This window comes from Maribellus sp. YY47 (assembly GCF_023111095.1).
Classification (GTDB): domain Bacteria; phylum Bacteroidota; class Bacteroidia; order Bacteroidales; family Prolixibacteraceae; genus Draconibacterium.
The window spans coordinates 171801-191488 of the sequence record NZ_JALGYW010000002.1 but is presented as its reverse complement, the minus strand read 5'-3'; the positions used below and the strand labels follow the sequence as shown (position 1 = coordinate 191488).

General features: G+C 43.8%; 10 protein-coding genes. 7 read left to right on the top strand and 3 right to left on the bottom strand.

The window, feature by feature from the left end:
- Nucleotide 1 precedes the first annotated feature (1 nt).
- Both MR764_RS02250 and dcp read right to left on the bottom strand, forming a co-directional pair.
- Entirely contained in the window at nucleotides 2–1366 is a 1365-nt protein-coding gene (locus tag MR764_RS02250; protein WP_247977764.1) for a sigma-54 dependent transcriptional regulator, read from the bottom strand.
- A gap of 281 nt (nucleotides 1367–1647) precedes the next feature.
- Nucleotides 1648–3774: a peptidyl-dipeptidase Dcp gene (gene dcp, locus MR764_RS02245; protein ID WP_247977763.1), complete on the bottom strand. Its 2127-nt coding sequence runs from the start codon at nucleotides 3772–3774 to the stop codon at nucleotides 1648–1650.
- A gap of 356 nt (nucleotides 3775–4130) precedes the next feature.
- On the opposite strand from dcp, the gene MR764_RS02240 reads away from it, so the two are divergent.
- The 6 genes from MR764_RS02240 to MR764_RS02215 all read left to right on the top strand — a co-directional run bounded on the left by MR764_RS02240 (nucleotide 4131) and on the right by MR764_RS02215 (nucleotide 15003).
- Nucleotides 4131–5471, top strand: a complete 1341-nt coding sequence (locus MR764_RS02240) for a TolC family protein (protein WP_247977762.1) — start codon at nucleotides 4131–4133, stop codon at nucleotides 5469–5471.
- A 40-nt stretch (nucleotides 5472–5511) separates the two neighbouring features.
- Complete coding sequence (locus tag MR764_RS02235) at nucleotides 5512–6768, top strand: HlyD family efflux transporter periplasmic adaptor subunit (protein WP_247977761.1); 1257 nt, start codon at nucleotides 5512–5514, stop codon at nucleotides 6766–6768.
- 23 nt (nucleotides 6769–6791) lie between these two features.
- Nucleotides 6792–7487, top strand: coding sequence for an ABC transporter ATP-binding protein (locus MR764_RS02230; protein ID WP_247977760.1), 696 nt, complete (start codon nucleotides 6792–6794; stop codon nucleotides 7485–7487).
- Nucleotides 7488–7649: 162 nt separating this feature from the next.
- Nucleotides 7650–10049 (top strand): ABC transporter permease, encoded by a 2400-nt coding sequence (locus MR764_RS02225; protein ID WP_247977759.1) that lies wholly within the window; start codon nucleotides 7650–7652, stop codon nucleotides 10047–10049.
- Nucleotides 10050–10143: 94 nt separating this feature from the next.
- A complete protein-coding gene (locus tag MR764_RS02220; protein WP_247977758.1) occupies nucleotides 10144–12477 on the top strand; it encodes an ABC transporter permease in 2334 nt (777 codons plus the stop codon).
- Between the two features lie 96 nt (nucleotides 12478–12573).
- Nucleotides 12574–15003, top strand: a complete 2430-nt coding sequence (locus MR764_RS02215; RefSeq protein ID WP_247977757.1) for an ABC transporter permease — start codon at nucleotides 12574–12576, stop codon at nucleotides 15001–15003.
- A gap of 228 nt (nucleotides 15004–15231) precedes the next feature.
- Here the strand turns inward: MR764_RS02215 and MR764_RS02210 are convergent, their stop codons facing one another.
- Entirely contained in the window at nucleotides 15232–16425 is a 1194-nt protein-coding gene (locus tag MR764_RS02210) for a Xaa-Pro peptidase family protein (RefSeq protein WP_247977756.1), read from the bottom strand.
- A 666-nt stretch (nucleotides 16426–17091) separates the two neighbouring features.
- On the opposite strand from MR764_RS02210, the gene MR764_RS02205 reads away from it, so the two are divergent.
- Nucleotides 17092–19482: an ABC transporter permease gene (locus MR764_RS02205; RefSeq protein WP_247977755.1), complete on the top strand. Its 2391-nt coding sequence runs from the start codon at nucleotides 17092–17094 to the stop codon at nucleotides 19480–19482.
- The last annotated feature ends 206 nt before the right edge of the window (nucleotides 19483–19688 follow it).

Genomic DNA, 19688 nt, shown 5'->3' with positions numbered 1-19688 from the left:
TTTAAAGCTTGTATTTTTTCATTTTGTTGTAAAGTGTTTGGCGGGTTATTCCTAATTGTTCGGCTGTTGATGAGAGGTTCGATCCCGTTCTTTGCAGCATTTTCACAATCATTTTTTGCTCCATTTCTTCAATGGTTCCGTCAAAAATATCGCCTGCACCGGCCATCACCGGTTTAAAGAAAAAATCATCAGGAGTAAGTTCTTTTTTATCCGAAAGAATCACTGTTTTTTCGATGGTGTGCTGTAGTTCCCGCACATTTCCAGGCCATTGGTAGTTAGATAGTTTTCGAAGTCCTGCATCTGTAATACGCATTTCGGGTTTTCGGTATTTGGCGCAGTATTTTTTGAGGAAATAATTGGCAATAGCAATTACATCATCTTTTCGTTCGCGCAGTGGCGGAATTTCAATATGAATGGTATTGATGCGGTACAGCAAGTCTTCACGAAAAGTACCATCGGCTACCATCGCATTGAGGTTTTGATTGGTGGCACAAATAAGCCGGATATCCACCGGCACCGGTTTGTTGCTGCCAATGGGTGTAACCTCGCGGTTTTGCAAAGCAGCCAGTAATTTGGGTTGAAGGTGAACGGGCAGGTTTCCGATCTCATCCAGAAAAAGTGTTCCGCTGCTGGCATTCTCGATTTTTCCGGTCCGGTCTTCGCGGGCGTCGGTAAACGATCCTTTTTTATGCCCAAACAACTCGCTTTCGAAAAGCGTTTCGGTAATCGCACCCATATCAACATTCACCATAATTTCGCCGGCACGTTTCGAGTGCCGGTGCAGTTCGCGGGCAATCAGCTCTTTGCCGGTTCCATTGTCGCCGGTAATCAGCACGTTGGCATCGGTTTGGGCTACTTTCCGAACCAGGGCCAGCAGCTCTTTCATTTGGGGCGATTCTGCGATAATAAAATAGCGGTCGTTGTTGATCTCGCTTTTTAATGCACTTTCTTTTCGCTTGAGCTGTTTGATCTCTTTTTTCGATTGCTGAAGTTTATAAACATTCAACAAAGTGGTGCGAAGTTTTTCGTTGTCCCAGGGTTTCAGAATAAAATCGGACGCTCCTTTCTTTAGCGCTTTAACTGCCAGTTCCACATCGCCGTAAGCAGTAAACAATACCACTTCCATATCGGGGCGCAGTTCCTGGATGCGAGATAGCCAGTACAAACCTTCATTTCCGGTATTTACGCCCGCCGAAAAATTCATGTCAAGCAGAACCAGGTCGTATTGGCCATTTTCGATCAGCGAAGGCAATTGGTTGGGATTCGCGATGGTTTTTATTTCTTCAAAATCGTCCTGCAGCAGAATCTCAAGTGCGCTTAAAATGCTTTTGTTGTCGTCTACTACCAGTAATTTTCCTTTGGGCATGGTCTTCCGGTGTTTTTTTGAATCTGAATGTTTAACAGGCAGCTAAACTCAAAATTTATGCAAAATATACACAAAAATTTCGGAAGCGTTATAAGCGATTGTAGGTCATTTGATTAGGATTTTTAATGAGGTTTTGTATCGGTTTGAGTTTCAGTTGAGTGTCAAAATATTTTACACCTGAAGTTAATTTCTTTGACAGGTTTGAAATATGCCATAAATGAAAAAAATCCGGTTCAGAACGATGCTGAACCGGATTTTATATGTTTTCGAAATTGAAGTGATTAAATCAAACCTCGTTTTTTCAATAGTGGTTTAATATCGGCTTCTTTTCCACGGAAATCCTGATAAGCTTTTGCGAGGTCTTTTGTATTTCCAATCGACAGGATCATGTCGCGGAAACGTTGACCATTTTCAGGAGTCAGGCCACCGTTTTCCCGGAACCACTCGAAGGCATCGTTATCCAGAACTTCGGCCCAGCAGTAGGCATAATAACCAGCTGCGTAACCATGTCCCCAAATGTGCAGGAAGTACGACGAGCGATAACGCGGAGGTACTTCTTTCAGGTACATTCCGGTTTTTTTCAGCGCTTCCAGTTCAAAGGCATCCGCATCCTCAATTTTTTGACCTTCGGTAATGGTGTGCCATTGCATATCAAGTACAGCAGCTGCCAAAAATTCGGTAAATGCATACCCCTGGTTGAATGTGGCTGATTTTTTAATCTTTTCCACCAATTCCTGTGGCATCGGTTCACCTGTTTTATAATGTTTGGCGAAATTCGCAAACACGCTAGGGTAGAGCACCCAGTGTTCGTTAAACTGAGAGGGAAGTTCTACAAAGTCGCGGGAAACGTTCGTTCCCGAAAGGCTTGGGTACTGCTGGTTGGCAAACAAACCGTGCAGGGCGTGGCCAAATTCGTGGAACATGGTGGTTACATCGTCGAAACTGAGCAGAGCAGGTTCTCCGGCCGCCGGTTTCGAGTAATTACATACGTTGTAAATCACGGGTTTGTTGCCCAGTAATTTCGATTGTTCGGTGATGTTGCCCATCCAGGCACCGCCTGCTTTGTTGTCGCGTTTGTAATAATCGGTATAGAACAAGGCCATTGATGAGCCATCTTTGTCGAAGATTTCCCAAACGCGCACATCGTCCTGGTATACCGGAATGTCTTTTCTTTCCTTGAAAGTAATACCGTATAGTTGAGTGGCGGCGTAGAAAACACCGTTCTCCATTACATTATTCAGTTCGAAATACGGTTTGATCTGGCTCTCGTCCAGGTCGTATTTTTCTTTCCTTACTTTTTCTGCGTACAAATTCCAATCCCACGCTTCGAGTTCGAATCCACCGTTTTGGCTATCAATGAGTTTTTGGATATCTGCAGCTTCTTCTTTGGCTTTTGCTGTGGCAGCCGGAGTTAATTTTCCGAGTAATGCTTCTACTGCCTCAGGTGTTTTTGCCATCTGGTCCTGTAACTGCCATTCTGCAAAATTTTTGAAACCCATAATTTTGGCCTGCTCTGCCCTTATTTCAGCAATGCGGGTAATGATGCTTCGTGTATCGTTTTCGTCACCCTGTTCGGCGCGGTTCCACGAGTTGTCGAAAAGCTGACGACGTGTTTCGCGGTTGGTCAGCGATTGCAGATCCGGTTGCTGAGTGGTGTTCTGCAGCGTGATCATGTATTGTCCGCTCATGCCAGCATCTTCAGCCTGCTGGGCTGCCGCGCTGATTTCTCCTTCCGAAAGCCCGTCGAGGCGTTCTTTGCTGTCTACTACCAAGGCTCCTTTTTTAGCCGCAGCTATCAGCAGGTTCCCAAATTTGGTACTCAATGAAGCTTCTTCCTCGTTTAGCTTCTTCATTTTCTCCTTGTCTTCGGCTGATAAATTAGCCCCGGCAAGTTCAAATTTCTGATAATAGTATTCCACCAGTTTAAGCGATTCAGCATCGAGATTGAGGCTTTCCCGTTCGTTGTAAATGCTTTTTACCCGCTGGAATAAATTATCGTTCAAAAATATTGCGTCGCTATGCGCAGCAAGCTTTGGCGCCAGTTCTTCTTCGGTTTGCTGGATGTCGGGATTGGTGTTAGCGCCCGAAAGCAAGCCGAAAACACCATAGGCACGGCTTAAGGTTTGCCCGCTTTTTTCGAGGGCAACCAATGTATTTTCGAAAGTTGCCGGCTCAGCGTTGTTGGCAATGGCTTCAATTTCGGCCATTTGTTCTTTCATCCCCTGTTCAATGGCCGGCTTGAAATCTTCATTTTTCAGCTGAGTAAAATCAGGAGCGCCAAAGGGCAAACTGCTTTCACGTAATAATGGATTACTTTGCATGGAATCATTGTTTTTTTCCTGCTGATTCGGGCCGCATGCGGTCATCAAGGTCAGCAGCATAACTGGTAAATAAAAAATCTTTTTCATCTGCATAAATTCGTTTTGATGTCTTTAAAGTGTGACAACTGTTGATCAGATTAAATCGGTCAAAGATAACGAATCATCAGAATTGATGGTTTAAACCAGACTTAAGTTTTCTGAAGTTGAAACAATTATATCGGTCAGTAACTGAGGAGGCAAAGGTCAATTGGTTTCAATCGGATCGTTCCGGCACAATTGAAGTACAATGTTTTGTAAAAATATTTTACACCTTCTTGTCCATTAATTATACATTTTTTGAAGGTTGGTCGTATTTCGTTTTTTGTTATGTGCTGTTTTATAGTGTTTTATGTTTGGTGGCATTCTTTTTGGCATACAATCGGCCGATGAAACGATTTTTCAGCATGAAGATTATTCTATACATACTTATTGTACTTATTTTATTGTCAAGTCAAAGTGTTTTTTCTCAGAAAGAATGGACACTCGGGGAATGTATTCAATATGCGGTTTCCAACAATCTGGATGTCAAAAAAAGTGACATTCAAAATGAAATAAACAGGGAAAGCCTGAACCAGTCGAAACGTAACCTTTTACCTTATGTTTCCATTGGTATGAGCGGTTCCAATTATTTTGGGAAGTCGCTCGATTACGATACCTACGAATACATTAATACCAGCCAGGTATATAGCAATGTGGGTTTTTACAGCGGGATTGATATCTTCAGAGGATTTACCCGTCAGAATACCATTTCGTTCCGCAAAATGAATTATCTCGCCGGAATGGAAGATGAAAAAATGCAAAAGTATGATCTCGCATTTTCGGTGATGGAGGCCTATTACAACGCCGTCTATTACAATGGACTGATGGAAATTGTAAAGGAGCAAAAAGAGTTGTCGGAAATGAATCTCAGACAAACACAAAAGCAGGTCGATTTGGGATTAAAGGCAAAGTCTGACCTGCTGGAGATGGAATCGCGCCTGGCAAAAGAAGAACTGACACTGATTCAAACGCAGAATTTCTACAAAACAGCAGTGCTTAATCTGAAACAGGCGATGAACCTTAATCCGGAGGGCGATTTTAAGATTGATTTACTTTCTCCCGATATGATTCCGGCGAGTACCGAATCAAGGCCAGCTTCGGATATTTATTCCGGTGCTTTGGATTTTTATCCTACAATTAGAGCCGGAGAATTGCGCAAACAGGCCGCACAAAAAAATCTTTCGATTGCCAAAGGAGGCTTGTGGCCCAGTTTGACCATGTCGGGCAGTTATTCGTCGTATTATGCGAAACTGAAAGGCAAGGATAATACGGAATCGTTGCGCAATCAATTGGATAATAATGCCAGTCAGTCGGTGGGACTTTCGTTGAATATTCCCGTTTTTCAGCGCTTTGGATTGCGGTCGGATGTGAAGCAGGCCCGACTAAACTATTTGCGGGCGCAAACCGAACTGGTAAAGACTTCGCAGCAACTTTTAAACGAGATCACACAAAATGCTCAGGAGTTGGAATCTTTTTGGGCCGAATACAATCAACTGGTAAAACAGGTAGATTTTGCACAGGTTGCGTACGATGCGGCAGAAAAAAAACTGGCGCAGGGACTGATCAGTGTCATCGAACTGTACGATTCGAAAAACATTATGGCCCAGGCAAAAAGCGACTTGCTGAGAACAAAACTACAATACACGATAAAGCAAAAAACAATGGATGTTTACCTCGGAAAACCGGTATTTGGCTTTCTTCCGTAAACGATAAACTAAATGATTATTCTGAAAAAATAGTGCAGCTATGGCAATGGATCGAAAAATAGAGAAGAAGAAAGGCATCAGACCAAAACATATTGCTTATGCGGTTGGAACGCTTGTTTTTATCTTTCTGATCGTAAAATTAATAATGAGCTCCGGAGTTTCTTCGTTAAAAGTAGATCCCGGGAAGATTACAATTGAAGAAGTGGCGCAGGGGAATTTCGACGATTACGTCAGAACTAACGGCACCGTTCAGCCCATATCCACCATTTACCTCGATGCCGAGGAAGGCGGGCAGGTAAAAGAACGCCTGATTGAAGAAGGTGCCATGGTGAAAAAGGGAGACGTGATTCTGGTGCTGGAAAACCGAACCTTGTACGAGAACATCATGAACAGCGAATCGAACCTGGCGCAAAAACAAAACATGTTACGGCAAACGCGAATAAATTTTGAAACCCAGCGAATTGAGTCGAAACGTAATTTGTTAAATTCGGAGTACGAAATCATAAAAAAGAAACGGAATTTCGAACAGCAGAAAGCACTGTATGACGATGAGCTGGTTTCAAAGGAAAATTTTCTGCAGGCAAAAGAAGATTATGGATATGCCCTGCAGATGCAGGAGATTAACCGGCAAAAAGCCGACAACGATTCCATGATTCGTGCCAGCGAAATGATCCAGCTGGAGCAGGATCTGAGAAAGATGCAGCTTACGCTCGATCTGGTGTATGAACGACTCGATAACCTGAATGTAAAAGCCCCGGTTGACGGGCAGTTGGGAATGCTGGATGCCGAAATCGGGCAAAGCATCGGGAAAGGACAGCGAATTGGCCAAATAAACGTATTGACCGACTACAAAGTGGAAGCAATGATTGATGAACATTACATCGACCGGGTAAAACGAAACCTATCGGCAACCATCGAGCGTCAGGGAAAAATATTCAACATGGTGGTGAAAAAGGTGTATCCCGAGGTGCGGAATTCACAATTTAAAATTGACCTCGTCTTTTCAGGCGAACGGCCGGATAATATCCGCACCGGGCAGACCTACTACATCAATTTGCAGTTGGGACAGCCCGAGCAATCAACACTGGTAAGTTTGGGCGGATTCTTTAACAGTACCGGAGGCCAGTGGATTTATGTGGTTGATCCGTCGGGGAGTTTTGCCACCAAGCGCTCCATCCGTATCGGGCGTAAAAATCCGAAGTACTACGAGGTGCTGGAGGGCCTAGAGCCCGGCGAAAAAGTAATAACTTCAGGATACGATCTGTTTGGCGATAACGATAAGTTGATTTTAAAATAGAAAAACTTCACTAAAACAATAAGATGATTAAAACAGAAAAACTAACAAAAATCTTCCGAACCGAGGAAGTAGAAACATTCGCTTTAAACGAAGTTGACATCCAGGTTAAATCGGGCGAATTTGTAGCCATTATGGGACCGTCGGGTTGCGGGAAATCCACCCTGCTGAACATCATTGGCTTATTAGACAATCCGAGCGGTGGCAATTATTTTTTTGATGGCACCGAAGTAGGCGCGTACAAAGAGCGTCAGCGCACACAAATGCGCAAAGGAAACATTGGCTTTGTATTTCAGAGCTTTAACCTGATTGACGAACTAACTGTTTTCGAAAATGTAGAACTGCCCCTGATTTACCTGAAAAAGAAAGCCAGTGAGCGAAAGGATATGGTAAACGCGGTTTTGGAACGTATGAAAATCGGGCACCGGGCCAAACATTTTCCGCAGCAGCTTTCAGGCGGTCAGCAGCAACGTGTTGCCATTGGGCGTGCGGTAGTTGCCAATCCAAAGCTGATACTCGCCGATGAGCCAACCGGGAACCTCGATTCTAAAAACGGCCTCGAAGTCATGAACCTGTTAACAGAACTTAATCGCGAAGGAACCACCATAATTATGGTTACCCACTCGATGCACGATGCCGGTTTTGCTCATCGCGTAATTAACCTGTTTGATGGCGAAGTACTCACTGAAAATGTAAACGAAAGGATGGCTGAGATACTTTAGGAAGCCTGATATTGTGGATATTTTATTCCACTGCCTCAAAGCTGAAAACAAAACAATGAAGAGAATTCCCGGGCTAGTACATGTAGTAATAGCAGGCAGATATTAAATCGGGAATTTATAGGTACTGTCTATTCGCAGAAAAATTAATTGTAACCGCATAGAATGAACTTTTTTAAACTCGCAATTCGAAGGTTGTTTCGAAAAGGTGAACACACCACTACCCGTATCATTTCCTTAACTGCCGGCCTGGCGTTTGGTGTTTTGCTATTGTCAGAGGTGCTGTATTATTACAGCTTCGATAGTTTTTACCCCGATGCCAACCGTATTTACATCGTACACGAAAACTTTATAAGCGATAAATCTTCGGATAAAATGGAGAGTTACTTTCGGGTGAGCGGGGCAGTGGCTCCGGGAATGAAAGCCGAAGTTTCTGGCATTGAAGCGGCTACGCGCCTTAATAGCATTGGCTCATCCGTTTTTTATACCGAGGATAAAAAAAGCTATCAGGCAAGTTTCTCGCTGGCTGATGAGTTTTTGTTCGATGTTCTTCCCCGGCCGGTAATAAGCGGAAATCCGCAGGAGATACTTCAGCGTCCGATGACTTGCATGGTGTCGAACAAAATTGCCTCAGAAATGGGGGGAGAAGTAGTTGGGAAAATCATTGAACTAAAAGAATACCCGGGACGAAAACTTACCATTGCAGGCATTTTTGAAGAATTGCCGGAAAATACAAACTACCAATACGATGTGCTTATTTCAATGGTTTCCACCGGACGGTTTTTCTCGTGGGATGGTTCTACCAACTGGCTGGGAAACGACCGTTATTACGCTGCTGTAAAACTGGCTCCGGGAATAAAGCCGGAAAGTCTGGCCCCTGCGGTTCGTAAAATGCAGGTAAAGTACCAGAACATTGAAGAGTTGGAACAACAGCAGGGCGGAGTAGTATTGACGTATTCTTTCAAACCCATTAAAAAATTATATTCCGGTGGGATGCGCGATATGATTCTTATCCTCGCCACCATTGCTTTTGCGGTACTTTTTGTATCGCTGATGAACTACACCCTTTTAACACTGAGTGCGTTGATAAAACGTGCCAAAAGCTCGGCCATTCACAAAACCTGCGGGGCCGAATCCCGGAACCTGCAGCAACTTATTTTCTCCGAGACTTTTGTGCTGTTCCTGCTCTCGGCGCTGGGGGCGGTACTAATTATCCTGCTGATCAAACCTTTGGCCGAGGCGCAACTGGGGCATAAACTTGTTTCGGTTGTAAATCCCATTGTTATCTGGCCTTTGCTTTTACTGATTGTATTGCTGGTGGTTTTAACCAGCTATTTGCCGGGGCGCTTTTTCTCCCGCATCCCGGTGGCAACAGCTTTCCGCAACTATCAGCAAAAAAGAAACAAATGGAAGCTGGTATTGCTTTCGTTTCAGTTTATTGGCGCCTCTTTTATCCTGACCATGCTGATGATTGTGAGCATGCAATACAACAGTGTAATAACGGCCGATCATGGCTACAACACCCGCGGAGTTTATTATGCCTCAACCAGTGGTATGGATGCTGGCAAAATTTCAACTGTATTAAATGAATTGCGTTCAGTTCCCGGAATTGAAAAAGTGGGGCTCGGCTGCGGAGTGCCGATTGAAGGAGCAGCAGGGAATAATGTCAATTCGGCCGATGGCGAAAAAGAGCTTTTTAATGTGGCCGACTTCTATTTTGTGGATGAAAATTATCTTTCGATTTTAAATATTCCGGTAACGCACGGAGAAAACTTCTCGCCACAGAATGCAGTTGCCAACGACGTGCTTATCAGTGAAAAAGGGGCTGGGAAACTGAAAGCTTTTAACGGCTGGCAGAATGTGATAGGCGAACAGGTAAATATCAGTGAGCATGGCGAAACAACCATCCGTGGGGTGTTCCCCGATTTTATTGTTCAAACAATTACCGATCCTGATTCGCGACCTTCCGTATTCTTCTACTATCCAGAAGAGAAATTTAAACAAATAAGAGCCGAGCGTCCGTCGTTCTCCTTTTACATTCTGGTAAAAGCCAGCGAAACGGCGGAGGCAGGAATGCTGAAAAAAATTACCGGCATTTTTAACCGCTTTCTTCCGTATCAGGATGCCGTGGTAAAAAGCCTTGAACTGGAACAACGCCACAGCTACCAAGCCGAGCAAGGCTTTCGGAATGCGATGATGGCCGGAAATGCAATCATCCTGCTGATTACGGTTATTGGCTTGCTGGGCTATACTTCCAACGAAGCGGCACGCAGACGTAAGGAGCTTGCTATCAGAAGAATCGCAGGTGCAAATCTTGCCGATATTTTGCGGAGTTTTATTTCCGACCTGGAATTTATTGCATTTCCGGCAGTGCTTTTAGGCTTGGTGGGGGCCTGGTGGACATCGGACAAATGGATGCAGAACTTTGCTGCCAAAATCGATCTGCACTGGGGGATTTTTGTGCTGTGCAGTCTGTTTGTATTGCTGTTGGTAGCTTTAATTGCTGCGATTAATTATACACGCACAGCCAACCGGAATCCTATGGAAGCTTTGCGGTATGAATAGAGGAGAGCGAAGATCCCGACTGCTCGTGGAGGGAAGCATTGCGGTATGAATAATAAGCTTAAACATTAGCAGGTATCAAAACTAGTAGTGAATTATGATTCGATTTAAAATAAAACTGGCCATCAGGAACTTCTTAAAAAATACCTTGTACTCATCGTTGATTATTGGTGGATTTGCCATTGGGTTTACGGCCTGTATTCTTATCGGGCTGTTTTACAATGCCGAACACAATGTGAATACGCATTTTACCAATTACCAAAATGTATTCCGGGTGTTCGATGCAAAAGAAGGCCGTTCAGGGCTCGATTATAAACTAAATAAGGCACTTTCTGAAAACTACCCGGATATTGAAGCTACTTGCCCGATGGGACTTTCTTATTATCCTATTACCTTGAAAGATTCCGAAACAAAAAATTATAGCCGGATTGAATACGTGGTTTCCACAAACAACCGCTTTTTCGATGTCTTTTCGGTAGAAGTTTTGTCCAGCCTGGAAGAAGAACCTTTTTCGCAAATTAACTCGGCAGTAATAAGTGAATCGGTGGCAAAAAAGCTTTTTGGCGATAAGAATCCACTGGGACGAACCGTAAAAGAAGAATTTTTTACGGCCACTGTAACAGCTGTCATGAAAGATTTGCCCCGCAATTCAAGTTTCAGGGCCGAATTGCTTTTAAACAGCGATAACAAAGAATTTCAGATGGCCCAGGAATGCAACAACGGGGTGTGTATTTATCCTGCCGAGCATTTTGTTTTGCTAAAAAACGGAGTCAACTCCGATCTACTTGCTGAAAAACTAAACCAGACCATCCCGCAATTCAATGCATCAACCGACAGTTTGGCCCTGCAAAATCTGGCCGACATTTATCTTTCTGACTTGGAGCTTGGATGGACCGATGCGCACACGAAAGGCAACACAAAAATGCTAATCGTTTTTCTGTCGATCGCCATACTTATCATCCTGCTTTCCAGTATTAATTACCTCAATTACACAGTTTCCATGCAATATGCGAAGCTAAAGGAAATCGGAATCAACAAAACCAACGGGGCAGGTAAAATGCATCTTCTGGTGGATTCGCTGATCGAAGTTTCGTTCGGAATTTTTATTGCACTGGCAATCTCCGTGATGCTGGCTGCCGTTCTTTTACCTTTCTCTCCGCTGCTTTTTGGCCGGAATGTTTACCTGGCCGATGTTAACTTTCACCAGCTGTTGCCTGTATTTGCAGCCACAATCGCCGGGATTATTTTGCTCAACAGCCTGGCACCCCTCTATGTTTTGTCGCGGTTCAACATCACCGACTTTCTGTTGGGAGGCCGGAAACGCACCGGTAAACAACTGGCCAAGCAAGCCATGCTTACGTTTCAGCTTACCGTTTCCATTGCGCTGATTGCAGTTGTGATGCTTATTTTCAAACAACTGCAGTATGTAAAGCATTACGACCTGGGTTTTACGGACGAGCACCTTGTTAGGATCGAACTGCCTTTCCTGTTTGAGCGCCCCGAAGCATTGAAAAACGAAGTAACAAAGCTTCCGTTTGTTGCAGGTAGTACATTGAGCAATGGATATCCCGGGCATATTAACATGTCGATGGGAAGCGGTGTGGAAGGAGACGAGTTTATGGTGAACTGTGTGTATGTTTCGGATGATTTCCTTGAAACATTTGGCATTCAGCTGCTAAATGGACGGAATTTTTTGGAAGGTGATAAAAACCATGCCTGTATGATGAACGAGGCCGCGAGAAAACGATTTGGCTGGGAAACCATTCAGGATAAAAAATACAATAACGGCCGCGACGGGGGCTACAATGTGGTGGGAGAGGTAAATAACTTCCATGTTGAATCGCTGCATTCGGGGATGACGCCGGTAGCGCTTATTTATGAACCGGAGCGCGGGTTTAACACACTTTCGCTGCGTTTAACTCCCGGCAATGTTGGGAAGCAAATGGACGAAGTGCGGAATGTGTGGAAAAACATGCTGCCCGACGACCCCATGGAATTTACTTTTTACGACAGCCAGTTTCAGGCGATGTATGCCAAAGAAGACAAGCTGGCAAAGTCCATTACGTTTTTCTCGCTTATTGCCATTGTACTCACCTGTATGGGCATTCTCGGGCAGATTTTTCTGATTAGCCTGAACCGCACCAAAGAAATCGGCATCCGAAAAGTAAACGGCGCAAAAATCTCTGAAATTCTCGCCATGCTAAATAAAGACTTTGTGAAATGGGTGGCCATTGCTTTTGTTGTGGCCACACCCATTGCGTATTACGCCATGAACAAATGGCTCGAAAACTTTGCCTATAAAACCACGTTAAGCTGGTGGATATTTGCACTGGCCGGAGTGCTGGCATTGGGAATTGCTTTGTTAACCGTTAGCTGGCAAAGCTGGCGGGCGGCAACGCGGAATCCTGTTGAGGCACTCAGGTATGAGTGACGAAATCCCGATCGAAGCATCGGGGGCGAAGCTTTCTGCGCAGATAACTATACGACTAGAATTAAACAAAAAAGAACAACTAAAATCAAATCGAAAATGAGACAATTTTATCACCTGAAAATCGCGTTCCGGAACTTAAGTCGCGAGATAAAAAACTCGGCTTTTCTGTTGCTTTCTCTTTGTATCGGTTTGGTTACCTTTATTCTAGTATCGGGGTATGTTTTTTATGAAAGAGGATTTGATCGTGTATTTCCCGACAACCAACAAATTTACAGGGTCAGCACCGATATTTACAGCGGAAACGAATTGAGTATTTCAATTCCGCAATGCGAACGCGGTGTGGCGGCCACCTTAAAAGAGAAATACCCACAGGTTGTGGCAGCTGGTTATCTTACCAGAACAAACAACCCGCAATATAAAATTGGCGACGAGATCTTCACCAATACGCATGTTTATCATGCTTCTGCCGGTTTCCTCGATGTGTTTTCAATTGCATTAATACAAGGGAATAAATCAGAGGTTTTAACCCGGCCTTATACGGCAGTTATTTCTGAAAGTACTGCAAAAAAATATTTCGGTAATGCCAATCCTGTAGGGCAGATTTTATTTAAATATCCGGTTTTTGAATATACCATTGAAGGCGTTTTTAAAGATATCCCGGCACAGGCACATTTTAATGCAGAGGTTTTACTGTCGTTTCACGACGACATGCACCTGCCGCCGCCGGCAAAAGCCCAATGGGGCGAAACCGGATTTTATACCTACCTGAAGCTGGACAAAAATGCAGATGTAAGTCAGATTGAATCGGGAGTAAATGAGATTGTTGCAGAAAATAAAAAGTTGCAATTCGAAAAAAGCAATGTTAAGCATATTTATCATCTCCAGCCGCTGAATGAAATTCATCTGTATTCGGAAATGAAAAATGAATTGGAGACCAATTCGCGGGCGGAATACGTTACGCTCATTTTTGTAATTGGTTTGCTGATTCTTTGTGCTTCGGGATTCAATTACATTCAGTTTGCTTTTTCGCGATTGATTAACTCGGCCAAAAAAACGGGAATCAAAAAAATAAACGGGGCCACACGTGCCGAAATTCTGTGGGCTTCGCTTTCCGAATCGCTGATTATTCACTTTTTAGCCGTTTTTATTTCGATGTCCATCGGCTGGATGCTTGTTCCGGTAATGCAAAACCAGTTCGGAATAATGCTTCGGCCGGTGTTTGTAAGCCCGCTATTTCTGGCCACTTTATTTTCAATCATTGCAATCAGCCTGTTAATCGGCGGAATTGTTCCGGCGCTAATGATTAACCGTTTCAATGGTCTCGATTTGCTGAAGTTAAGATATAAACCGGTTTCCAGGGGGCTTTCTTTTCGGCAGGTAATTGTTGTGGCTCAGTTTGTTATTATTATTGCCATCATGGCCGGAGTTGCCGGCGTTAGTAAGCAGGTGAATTTTTTGATGGATAAAGACAAAGGTTTTGACGTGAAAAATACCCTGGTGATTAAGGTTCCTAAAAATCTACGAAAAACATCGCAGCGAATTAATAACCTGCAGGCTTTTGAAGAAGAACTATTAAGTAATAGTGCGATACTGGGATTTTCTAGTTCGAACGTAGTTCCGGGAGATCTGTCGGCCTACAATTTTAATTTTACCGAAAAGCTGACCGGAAAAGGAGGTAAGGCCGCGCTTATTGTTGCCGACGACAATTTTATACGCAACTACAATATTCCGCTTTTGGCCGGAACGAATTTCCTGGAAAAGGGCGCTTCTGCCTCAAACAATTCGTGTATTATCAATCGTGCCGGATTACAATATCTTGGCTTCCAAAATCCCGAAGAGGCCATCGGAAGAGCCATTAAAATGGAAGACGAAAGTGGCATGCAAAAGTTCGAGGTGACCGTAATTGGAGTTGCCGAGAATGTGGATTTTAGCAATGCAAAAGAGAGCCACAAACCCATGGTGCTGATCAACTGGACCGAAAATATGATTTGGGGAAATTACTCTGTAAAACTTGCCAGCGCCGATTTTGCTTCGGTTATTCCCTTTATAAAAGCCAAATTTAGCAACACCTTCCCCAATTATCCTTTCGAATATTTAATTATTGAGGATTATTATAACCGGCAGTTTGATAAGGAAATTCAACTGGTAAAAATATTCCGTTTGTTTATTGTGGTGGCCATTTTTATCAGTGTTATCAACCTGTTTTCCATTGCCTGGCTTATTTCGTTAGCCCGGGTAAAAGAAATCGGCATCCGCAAAGTAAACGGCGCCAGAATCACTGAAATACTTACCATGCTGAATAAAGACTTTGTTATGTGGGTAGCTATTGCCTTTGTAATTGCCACACCCATTGCCTGGTACGCCATGAGTAAATGGCTTGAAAATTTTGCCTGCAAAACCGAACTAAGCTGGTGGATATTTGCGCTGGCCGGGTTATTGGCTTTGGGAATTGCTTTGTTAACCGTTAGCTGGCAAAGCTGGCGGGCGGCTACGCGAAATCCTGTTGAGGCTTTAAGGTACGAGTAATTTGGTTTTGCCCCAAAGCCCTGAAGAGCCTTAAGGGAGAGCGCATTGATAAAGATTTATGAAGGAAATGAAAGTTCAATTACAAAAACAAAAGGCCAATCGAAGATGTGCCAAAGTCCCCTGCAGGGGATTTAGGGGCAAGAGCTCCGGCAAAACAATCCAAAGATCCATTCTTGCAATGCTGGAAAATAAATTACAGTATTGAAAACCTGTCCGTGTTTTTCAGGACTAATCCACCAAAATTAAGCCGGGGCTGGTGCCGGTTATACAACGACCTCCGTTGGGAGTAACCACAAAAGTATTTTCGATTCCGACCATTCCAACGCCTTCGATTCCTTTTTTGGGTTCAACTGCAAAAACCATATTTTCTTCGAGCGGAGCTTTAAAACCTGCAGCCAGTACCGGGTATTCATCGATAGTCAGGCCAATACCATGCCCCAAGAATTTTACCTGCCGGTTGCCATAACCCATAAAATTTTTCAGAAAATCGGGACTAAGCCCACTCATTATTGTTTCATAAATCGTTTCAGGAACATTGCCTGGCTGCAGCATTTCGGCCACCCGGTTTTGTATTTCAACACATTGTTTGTGGTAGGCCTGAACCTCCCGTGGCAGTGCCTCGCCAAACATATATGTCATGGTTTTATCCGAGTGATAACCGTTCACAGCCACAGCCACATCCACAAAAACAAGACTGCCTTTTGTCAACTCTCTGTTTCGGTTTCCAAAACTCGGAACCGCCGGATTCGCTCCCAGGTTTCCTCCGGGGCCATCAAAACTGGTGGGGTACAACGAACTGTCTCCAAATCCCAGTTGACCCAGGGCCATTTCCGTATCGTGCATACCAAAACGCACGCTTCCCTGGTGCCCTTCCTTTACCATAATCGGGTACATTTCAGCCGCCAGATCGGCCTCAGTCATGCCTTCGCGCAACAATTCCGGAACACGTTCTTCGAGTACAACCTGGTGAATTGCGGCAGCCTTTTCGATGCAGGCAATTTCCCAGTTACTTTTAACAGCACGGGTTTGCGCAATCTGAAAATCGAGCGATTTATACGAATTGAATGAGAAATATTTCTGAAACCGTTGAAACATAGCCAGCGGAACAAACTCAGTTTCAAGGTAGACTTCTGCAGGAAGTTTCGGGTAGTCTTCTGCGGCAACCCGGTAACTCGGCATCGGTTTTATAATTTGAAATTCCGATTCCACCAAACAACGTTCGTACCCGCGACGAGCCCACAGTATTGCATCTTTTTCACGCACAATCACCAGCATCCCTTCCGGCATGGAACCTGTAAAATACAACAGGTTTATTTTGCTGAAAACCACAGCCATTTGCCAGTCCGGATGTTGGGCATCCATTACTTCCCGGAACTTTTTCATGCGCATTTTCAACTCCGATGCAGGTACTTTTTCAATCATATCTTGTTGGTTTGAATCGTTAAAAATAGGAGATCGGACTCAAATTACGGGTTAATGATCGATAAAAGCGCCCAAGGTTAGCTGAGTGTGAACTGGAAACTGAAATTACGTAGTACCCTTGTTGACTATTATTATTCATAAAAAATCCTTAAAAAAGAGTTTCAAACGCAACCTTTTTCATTGTCATGCATCTGGGATTAAAGTGGGTCTCGAAGCCGGAGACTATTTTGACCGAGTTGTCATCAATCAGAAAACAGAGAATAATATTACTCCCACAACATTTGGAGTTTATTACTCAGAAATTCTTTAAAGGGCAGATCGTTGTGACCATGTTTTAAAGGAGGTTCAAACATTTCATAACGGATTTGCCCTTTTGTTTTTCAGGAGTAGCGCTTTGACAAATATTTATACACGGCATGTCAAAAAAATGGACACAACTGTTTGTCGGTTTTTGCGAAATGCGCTGATAGTCAGTTGCTCGTTAAAAGGGCATTGCTTTTGACCTAATCCGCGGAAAGAAAAAAACTGCGATGGCGTAACTCCAATCAGGGAAGGCTTGAAGTGCTTTTTTGATATCTTAGGGGTAAATGCTGTGGGTGGTGAATGGTACAGTTTACTGTCAGAAAACAGTAAATAGCACCGTTCCAAATACTAAAAACAAAATTTATGTTGCTCCGGTTTGTAATTCGAAATTTTAAAAAACGTCCGTTTCTGAATTTTATAAAGGTGCTGGGTTTGGCGCTTGGACTAAGTGGCATTTTGTTTATTGCCCTTTTTCTGAAAAACGAACTTACTTACGATGCTTTCCATTCCAAAGCCGACCGTATTCTCAGGTTTACCACTACAAATTCATCGATGTTTGGAAACAACCATTTTGCCCGAATTTACAACTCGGAACAAATTCCTGATCTGGCGGCTACTTTTCCCGAGATAGAAACTTATGTAAGGCTGGCTCCCATGAGAGGTGGTGTGGTAATGCACAACGAACAGTATTATTCGATTAACGAAGCTTTTGTTTGCGACAGCACTTTTTTCCGGGTTTTTGATGCCACGTTGCTGGTGGGCGACAAGAATTCTGTGTTGGAATCGCCGGGTTCGATGGTGATCACCAAATCGTTTGCGCAAAAAGTATTTGGAAATGCCGATCCGATCGGAAAAACAATCTCGTTACCTGCCGGGCAGTTTTATGGCGAACAAACTGACTTCACAGTAAAAGGAGTGATGAAGGATTTTCCGCAAAACAGTCATTTCCATCCCGAATTGCTTACAACGCCTGCCCGGGGAGAAATCAGCTGGTGGGCATTTACTTACCTGTTGTTAAAACCAAATGCCAATCCCAAAAACATTGAAGCCGGTTACGCCGAATTTTTAGCAAAAATAAGCGACAGGAAAGAGGACGAAATTGAAACAAAAGCCTACCTGCAGAAAATTACAGCCATTCATTTGCATTCGGATAAGCTTCGTGAAATTGAAGCCAATGGTAACATGACGAACATTTATGTGCTGTCGGTTGCTGCCTTGATTTTGCTGTTAATTTCAATGAGCAACTATGCCAGTCTGAACCTGGGAATGTCAGGTTTTAATACCAACTTTATTGCCATCAATCGCGTACTCGGCTCCACGCCTCACATTAACCTGAGATATTTTGCAGCTGAAAGTGTTTTTATCGTGCTGGCTTCCATAATAATCGCTTTTCTTATTTCCGTCCCTGTCAACGCTGTTATCGCGAAATACTTTGGCATGAACCTCTTCCACACGAATTCGGTACTTGTGATACTGGTGGTTATTGTATTTAGCTTTCTGGGAATCCTGGCCGGGCTTCAACCTGTTTTAAGACAAAGCATCGGGAAAATTTACCGTCCAAGCAGAAATCTTTTTCATCGCAATAAAATAACCATTAACCGTGGGATTATCATCAGTCAATATACTTTTGCGATTGTTCTTATTGCTGCCGTCATCGTAATTTCGCGGCAAACGCATTATGCACTTTCCAACTCCATGACACCTAAGGACGACAACCTGATTTGTTTTGAATCGGTGCATGCCAGTGTTCAGCAAAAATTTGAACTGTTCAAAGAAGAACTGCTAAAACATCCAACCATAGAATCGGTTTCGGCAATGATGGAACCTCCCGGCGGGGAAGCGAATGATCAGTTTGGCTATGAACTGGAAGGGCATGAGCCGCCTACTGAGGAGAGTCAGAACAGGATCGGCGTTTTTCCCTGTGATTATTCGTTTGCCAGTATTTTTAATCTCGAATTTCTGGCCGGAAAGAACTTCACGGAAAGCAATGCCGATGTTGAAGGATCGGGTGAGTACATCATCAATGAAACTGCGATGCACCTGCTAAACTATGATGATGCCAGCCAGATTATCGGGAAAAATTTCAAACTATTTTCTCCCGGTACGCCCATTCAGTTACCCGAAGGAAAAATTATCGGGGTGGTCAACGATTTTCATCTTTCGAGTATAAAAAAGCGGGTGGAGCCATTGGTAATGTTTAAACGCGACAAGTTGTGGCTACTTAATTTTGTGGTTTCGTATCAACCCGGAATGCGTGAGACAGCGCTTGCTGATATCCAATCGGTTTGGAAAGAACTGTTTCCGGCTTATCCGTTTTCGCACGAGCACGTTGGCGCCATGTACCGCAATGTTTACCGTACAGAGTTATTGCAGGCGCGACTGCTGACTATTTTTACTATCATTTCCATTTTTATCAGCTCGATGGGACTGCTGGGGATTTCGTTGCTGGTAGCGCAACAACGCGTTAAAGAGATTGGCATCCGCAAGGTGAATGGAGCTCAGGTAAGTGAGATTCTAGCGATGCTAAACCGAAGTTTTGTGAAGTGGGTGATTATTGCCTTTGTAATTGCGACTCCGCTGGCCTGGCTGGCGATGGACAAGTGGCTTGAAAACTTTGCCTACAAGACCGGATTAAGCTGGTGGATATTCGCGCTTGCCGGAGCGCTTGCTTTAGGGATTGCTTTGCTGACTGTATCGGTTCAGTCGTGGAAAGCGGCTACGCGAAATCCTGTGGAGGCACTGCGGTATGAGTAAAACCCCCTCTAACTTCCCCGGAGGGAGAGGGCTGTAAGGAGCAGAAAATGAATAAATTAAAAAGATAATAAATAGTACATCTCGGAAGTCGCCTTCAGGGGATTTAGGGGGGAATAACGGTTGGCAGCTTACCCGAATTCCGGCAAAGGTTCACGAGATGAATAAAAAATCAAAGTCAATCTAAAATCAAAAACATCAAAGTTCCG